At 58.4% G+C, this 245-nt stretch carries 1 protein-coding gene; it reads left to right on the top strand.

Features of this window, described 5'->3' with window-relative positions; genetic code table 11:
* The coding region (locus KK062_RS30500; RefSeq protein ID WP_254088147.1) for a hypothetical protein at positions 1-245 on the top strand (245 nt) is incomplete at both ends.

The following is a 245-nucleotide window of genomic DNA, read 5'->3' as shown; positions in this document are numbered from 1 at the left end:
ACCTTGTGCGGTGGGACACGACACGGTATACCGACTGGCAGAAAGAGCTCATCGGTGGCCGGGCGCGGGTCACCAATGCCAGCCTGCCGATTAGTGGAGGCGAAAATCGCACGCGCTTTCTCTTCGGCGGTACGTACTACCGCGAAGGCAGTGTATTTCCGAAAGGTTTTGATCTCGGCTACACACGGGGCGCCGCCCTGTTTACCCTCACACACGAATCCCACAATGACAAGCTACGGTTGGAC

Source organism: Dawidia cretensis, assembly GCF_018598175.1.
Classification (GTDB): domain Bacteria; phylum Bacteroidota; class Bacteroidia; order Cytophagales; family Cyclobacteriaceae; genus Ohtaekwangia; species Ohtaekwangia cretensis.
Note: the sequence above shows the minus strand (reverse complement) of the source record. Positions and strands in the feature narration are given on the sequence as shown.